The sequence below is a fragment of the Synechococcus sp. CCAP 1479/9 genome (assembly GCF_019038535.1).
In the GTDB taxonomy this organism is placed as follows: Bacteria; Cyanobacteriota; Cyanobacteriia; order PCC-6307; family Cyanobiaceae; genus Cyanobium.
In genome coordinates this window covers 223,064-229,063 of sequence record NZ_JAFKRK010000021.1, presented here as the reverse complement: position 1 = coordinate 229,063, position 6,000 = coordinate 223,064, and the positions used below count along the sequence as shown (strand labels likewise).

The 6,000-nt window shown below is 69.2% G+C and carries 5 protein-coding genes; 1 reads left to right on the top strand and 4 read right to left on the bottom strand.

Annotated features, from left to right (window positions below; all coding sequences use genetic code 11):
- Nucleotides 1–204: 204 nt before the first annotated feature.
- Nucleotides 205–1,293 carry a chorismate synthase gene (aroC, locus tag KUG38_RS08700; protein ID WP_216920675.1) on the top strand — a complete coding sequence of 363 codons (1,089 nt, stop codon included), beginning with the start codon at nucleotides 205–207 and terminating at the stop codon, nucleotides 1,291–1,293.
- Nucleotides 1,294–1,302: 9 nt separating this feature from the next.
- Here the strand turns inward: aroC and KUG38_RS08695 are convergent, their stop codons facing one another.
- From KUG38_RS08695 to psbO, 4 genes are all read right to left on the bottom strand, one after another.
- Nucleotides 1,303–1,872 (bottom strand): bifunctional 4-hydroxy-2-oxoglutarate aldolase/2-dehydro-3-deoxy-phosphogluconate aldolase, encoded by a 570-nt coding sequence (locus tag KUG38_RS08695; protein WP_502988691.1) that lies wholly within the window; start codon nucleotides 1,870–1,872, stop codon nucleotides 1,303–1,305.
- A gap of 49 nt (nucleotides 1,873–1,921) precedes the next feature.
- On the bottom strand, nucleotides 1,922–3,766 hold the full coding sequence (gene ftsH3 / locus KUG38_RS08690; protein ID WP_190611446.1) for an ATP-dependent zinc metalloprotease FtsH3: 1,845 nt from the start codon (nucleotides 3,764–3,766) through the stop codon (nucleotides 1,922–1,924).
- Between the two features lie 66 nt (nucleotides 3,767–3,832).
- Nucleotides 3,833–5,002, bottom strand: coding sequence for a sulfate adenylyltransferase (sat, locus tag KUG38_RS08685; protein WP_216920702.1), 1,170 nt, complete (start codon nucleotides 5,000–5,002; stop codon nucleotides 3,833–3,835).
- A 151-nt stretch (nucleotides 5,003–5,153) separates the two neighbouring features.
- Complete coding sequence (gene psbO / locus KUG38_RS08680; protein ID WP_216920673.1) at nucleotides 5,154–5,966, bottom strand: photosystem II manganese-stabilizing polypeptide; 813 nt, start codon at nucleotides 5,964–5,966, stop codon at nucleotides 5,154–5,156.
- Nucleotides 5,967–6,000 lie beyond the last annotated feature (34 nt).

Sequence of the window (6,000 nt, the reverse complement as noted above, 5' to 3'; positions counted from 1 at the left end):
CAACGCTCACAACTTCCCCCTCGACCTGGCCGCTGCCAGCGCCACCCCCGTGGCCCTGACCGCCCCGGCGATCGGCTGATCCAGCCCCTCCAGATTCTCTGGAACCTTCCAACCCCCTGCGCGAGCAGGGGGTTTTTTCATGGCGTCGGGTTCCGGCTGGGTAGGCTCCCTGCTTCGGGAAACCCGGTTGGTCAGGGCGGTGTGATGGGCAGCAGTTTCGGTGATCTCTTCAGGATCAGCACGTTCGGCGAATCCCACGGCGGTGGCGTCGGGGTGATCATCGATGGCTGTCCCCCCAGGCTGCCGCTGGACCTGGAGCAGATCCAGGCCGATCTCGACCGGCGCCGGCCCGGCCAGAGCCGCATCACCACCCCCCGCAAGGAGGAGGACCGGGTCGAGATCCTCAGCGGCCTGCTCGATGGGGTCACGCTCGGGACGCCGATCGCCATGGTGGTCCGCAACAAGGACCAGCGCCCCGGGGACTATCAGGAGATGCAGGTGGCCTTCCGGCCCTCCCATGCCGACGCCACCTACCAGGCCAAGTACGGCATCCAGGCCCGCAGCGGCGGTGGCCGCGCCTCAGCCCGGGAAACAATCGGCCGGGTGGCCGCCGGTGCGGTGGCCAAGCAGCTGCTGGCCCGCACCCACGGCACCGAGGTGATCGCCTGGGTGCGCCGGATTCACACCATCGAGGCCACGATCGATCCCGCCAGCGTGAGCCTGGAGGCGGTGGAGGCCAACATCGTGCGCTGCCCCGACGCCGGAACCGCTGAGCGGATGATCGAGCGCATCGAGGCGATCGGGCGGGAAGGGGATTCCTGCGGCGGGGTGATCGAATGCCTGGTGCGGCGGCCGCCGGTGGGTCTGGGCATGCCGGTGTTCGACAAGCTGGAGGCGGATCTGGCCAAGGCGGTGATGTCGCTGCCGGCCACCAAGGGGTTCGAGATCGGCTCCGGCTTCGGCGGCACCCTGCTGCGCGGCAGCGAACACAACGACGCCTTCCTGCCCAGCGACGACGGCCGCCTGCGGACCGCCACCAACAACTCGGGGGGCATCCAGGGGGGCATCAGCAACGGGGAGGAGATCCAGCTGCGGGTGGCCTTCAAACCCACGGCCACGATCCGCAAGGAGCAGCAGACCATCGATGCCACCGGCGCCGCCACCACCCTGGCGGCGAAGGGACGCCATGACCCCTGCGTGCTGCCCCGGGCCGTGCCGATGGTGGAGGCGATGGTGGCCCTGGTGCTGGCCGATCACCTGCTGCGCCAGCAGGGTCAGTGCAGCCTCTGGTGATCCGCCGGCTCAGGGCCGCTGCTGCAGTGCCTCCAGCACAAGGCGCAGCGGCTCCGGCCCCTGGGCGACCAGGGACGAACCCAGGGCGACGGCATTGACCCCGGCCTCCAGCCAGGGACGCACATCGCCCGGCTGCAGACCGCCGGCGGCAATGCAGAAGGGGAGCGGTGGGCCGAGGGGATCCCGCAGGCGCCGCCAGTGGCCGATGCCGACGCTGGCGGCGGGGAACAGCTTGACGATCGGGCAGCCCAGGGACCGGGCCCGGTTCACCTCCGTGGCTGTCATCACCCCGGGCACCAGGGCGAAGCGGGCCTTCGCCGCCGTCTCCAGCAGCTCCGCGTCCAGGACGGGGGAGACGCCGTAGGAGAAACCCGCCTCCAGGGACGCCGCCAGGGCCGCTGGGGTGCAGATGGAGGCCGCCCCCAGAAGCAGATCGGGGAACGCCGCGATCAGGCGCCGACATTCCGGGATCCAGCCCGCCGAGGGCCCCCAGGCGATCTCCACATGGCGCACCCCCAGGTCGGCCAGCTGGCCCAGCTGGGGGGCCAGCAGCGCTGGCTGCTCAGCGCGAAGCACCACCAGCAGGGGCTGGTGGTGCAGGGACTGGATCAGGGACTCGCAGGGGGGCCTAGACGTAGGCAGCCACCGTCACATCGCGGGAGATGAGCAGCTCCTGGAGCTCCTCGGCATCCACCGTCTCCTTCTCGACCAGGAGCTCGGCCAGCTCATCGAGGACGGCCCGGTTGGCGAGCAGCACCTCGGTGGCGCGGCGGTAGGCGTCGGCCACCAGCTGGGAGACCTCCTCGTCGATGGCGGCGGCGGTGTCCTCGGAGAAGTCCCGTTCGGCGGCGATGTCGCGGCCGAGGAACATGCCCCCCTGGGCCCGGCCCAGGGCCACCGGGCCGAGGCGGTCGCTCATGCCGAAGCGGGTGACCATCTGGCGGGCGACACGGGCCACCTGCTGCAGGTCGTTGGAGGCCCCGGTGGTGACTTCGTCCTCGCCGTAGACGATCTCCTCGGCAACCCGGCCACCGAGGGCGACGGCCATCTGGTTCTGCAGGTAGGAGCGGGAGTAGAGGCCCGACTCCATGCGCTCCTCACTGGGGGTGAAGAAGGTGAGGCCGCCGGCCTGGCCGCGGGGAATGATGCTGATCTTCTGGACGGGGTCGTAATCGGGCATCAGGGCGCCCACCAGGGCGTGGCCAGACTCGTGGTAGGCCACCAGGCGCTTGCGGCGCTCGCTCATCACCCGGTCCTTCTTCTCCGGGCCGGCCATGACGCGCTCGATGGCGTCGTTGACCTCATCCATCGACACCTCGGTCAGCTGGCGCCGGGCGGCGAGGATGGCCGCTTCGTTGAGCAGGTTGGCAAGGTCGGCACCGGTGAAGCCGGGGGTGCGGCGGGCCACCTTGTCGAGGTCGACGTCCTTGGCGAGGGTCTTGCCGCGGGCGTGGACACCCAGGATCTGGAGACGACCGGCGTAATCGGGGCGGTCGACCACCACCTGACGGTCGAAGCGGCCCGGCCGCATCAGGGCCGAATCGAGCACGTCGGGGCGGTTGGTGGCGGCCACGATGATGATGCCGGTGTTGCCCTCGAAGCCGTCCATCTCGGTGAGCAGCTGGTTGAGGGTCTGCTCCCGCTCGTCGTTGCCACCGCCGAGGCCGGCGCCGCGCTGGCGGCCCACGGCGTCGATCTCATCGATGAAGACGATGCAGGGGGCGTTCTTCTTGGCCTGCTCGAACAGGTCGCGCACCCGGCTGGCGCCAACGCCCACGAACATCTCGACGAACTCCGAACCGGAGATCGAGAAGAACGGCACACCGGCCTCACCGGCCACGGCCTTGGCCAGCAGGGTCTTGCCGGTGCCCGGAGGGCCCACCAGCAGCACGCCTTTGGGGATCTTGGCGCCGACGGCGGTGAAGCGATCGGGGTTCTTGAGGAAGTCGACCACCTCGGTGAGCTCGAGCTTGGCGCCCTCGATGCCGGCCACGTCACCGAAGGTGACCTGGGTCTGGGGTTCCATCTGGACCCGGGCCTTGCTCTTGCCGAAGTTCATGGCCGGGTTGCCGCCGCCGCCCTGGGCGCGCCGCAGCAGGAAGAACAGGCCACCGAGCAGCAGCAGCGGGAAGATCAGGCTGCCGATCGCCTGCTGCCAGGCCGCCGGCTCCCGGTTGGGCTGCACGGCGATGTCGACGTTGTGGTCGGTGAGCAGCTTGAGCAGGTCCTTGTCGGGGGCGAGGTTCACCACGGCGCGCTGGCCGTCGTTTTCCACCACCTGGGCGGTGCCGCGGTCGGGGGAGATCAGCACCCGGGAGATCTCGTTGGCCTGGACGGCCTCGACGAAGTCGCTGTAGCGCAGGGTGCGGGGGGCCCGGGCCGGGTCAGGACGCTCCAGGAAGGCGGTGCCCACGGCGATCATCACGATCACCAGGAGCACGTAGAGCCCCGCGTTGCGCCAGCGTTTCTTCACGACCCTGTCTCCTGTGTGAGAGTGAAAGTAACAGAATGTTAATCGGCGTCCGGGGTCGGACGGGGCTCAGGCCGCGGCCCTGAGCACCTCCACCACGCTACGGAAGGCGAACCATTCCGGGATCTCCTCACCGCCGCGCAGCATCTGGCGGAACTGGGTGCCGCTCAGCTTGCGGATGTGCAGCCCCCGGGCCTGGGCGTGCTCGGCGGTGACGTAGCCCTCCTCCTCGGTGTAAACGAGGTTGAGGGACGGCACCGTCTCCATGCCGAGCTCGGTGGCCTGGTCACGGGCGAAGTCCTGGGCCTCGTAGGGGCCGTAGAAATCCTCGCCGGTGAGGGACGATTTGCAGCCCGCCATGTCGCGGCCAATGATGAAGTGGGTGCAGCCGTAGTTCTTGCGGATGATCATGTGCTGCAAGGCCTCCCGGGGGCCGGCCATGTGCATGGCGTAGGGCAGGTAGGCCCAGCGGATGCGGGGGTTGTCCACCTCGGCGGCCAGGCGCTCATAGGTGGCGAAGCGCACCTCTCCGGCGATGTCGTCCTCCTGGGTGGGACCGCAGGTGGGGTGCACCAGCACCACCCCGCCCTTGCTCACGTTGGGGGCCTCGAGGGCGCGGGTGAACAGTTCGTAGTGGGCCCGGTGGATGGGGTTGCGGCACTGGAAGGCCACCACGTCCTGGCCCGCGGGCAGGGTGGCGCGCACCTCCACCGGGGTGCTGCAGGGAAAGACGCGCTGCGGCAGGGCCAGACCCTGGAGGCGCCCGCCCAGGTAGTAGCGGCCCCGTTCGGTGGCGATCATGCGCACCGCCGGATGTTCCAGGGAGGTGGTGCCGTAGCACCCCTTGGCCTCGAGCACCTTGTCGGGCTCCCAGCGGCTCTCCACGGTGAGCACGGCCAGGTCCTGGCCCTGGTAGGTGAGCAGCAGCCGCTGGCCCACGGCGACGGAGGCGTCGTCGGTGTCGAAGATGATCGGCAGGCCGAACAGCAGACCGCTGGTGGTGCGGTGGCCCGCCACCACAGCCTCGTAGTCCTCCTGGTGCATGAAGCCGCGCAGGGGCGAGAAGCCGCCCACGATCAGCAGCTCCACGTCGCAGGCGTTGCGGTGACTGCACTCCAGCGCCTTGTCCACCGAGGCACGCACACCCTCCTGGTGGTCGGGCGGCACCATCAGGTCGACGAGGCTGCCGCCATGGGGGGCGATCAGATCGGAACGGGCGGCGGTGTTGGCGAGCGTCATGGCGACGGGCCGGGGCTGCACAGGGAATAGGCCCATCCTCCCAGACCAACCTTCGGCCCTGAAAAAGGGCGGCCATGAAAAAGGGGCCCGTGGGCCCCTGGGATCAACCGGTTGTGGTGAGGGGGGCCTGGGGCGAAACCCGGCCCGGGCCTCAGACCTGCTCGAGACGGCCGTAGAGCTCGCCGGTGATCTTGACGTCGACGACGGCCTTGGTGCCCATGTCGGTGTCAGAGGGCTGGATGGCGGTGAACACCCCGGCGAACTCGCCGGTGCTGGGATCGACCTTGGTGATCGAGAGGTCCATGGTGCCGGAGCCATCCACATAGCGCTTGACGGTTTCCCCGGCGAACTCATCACCGGCGGGCACCAGACCCACGGCGCTGCTGTAGCCGGTGGTCAGGCCCCGGCCCTTGGGATCCAGGAAGTTGCTGGTGCGGTAGCTGGGGGCGCGGTACTCGCCCTTGAGGTCGGTGCTGGTGGAGAAGGCGGTGCCGGCGGAAGAGGCCTTGAGCTCCTTGCTGGAGAACATGAAGGGCACTTCCTCACCACCGGGCATCAGCACGGTGATCGGCTGGAAGTCGATGCCACCCAGCTCCTTGAAGCTGAGCTTGTCACCGCTGACCTTGAGGTCGCCGTAGACCTGATCCAGGCTGGAGGTGTAGCGGGTGAGGATCTTGCCGGCGACGAACTGGGCCTCCTGGCGCTTGTTGGCGGGCTCCCCCTTCACGAAGACCTCGGAGGGGTGCATGCAGATCTCCTTCAGCTGGTAGGTCGCGGAGGGATCCAGGGTGATGGTGCCGCGTGCGGAATCGGGCAGGGTCGGGCAGTCGTTCGCCAGACCGGTGTTGTGGATGTCTTCGTAGGTGAGATTGGCCCGATCAACGGCCTTGGCCCCGCCGCTGCATGCGGACACCAGGGTCAGGCACAGAGCCAGCACGAGGGCCAGCAGGGGACGGAAACGCATGGGGAGAAGCCGCAGAGACGGAACGGGAACTGGG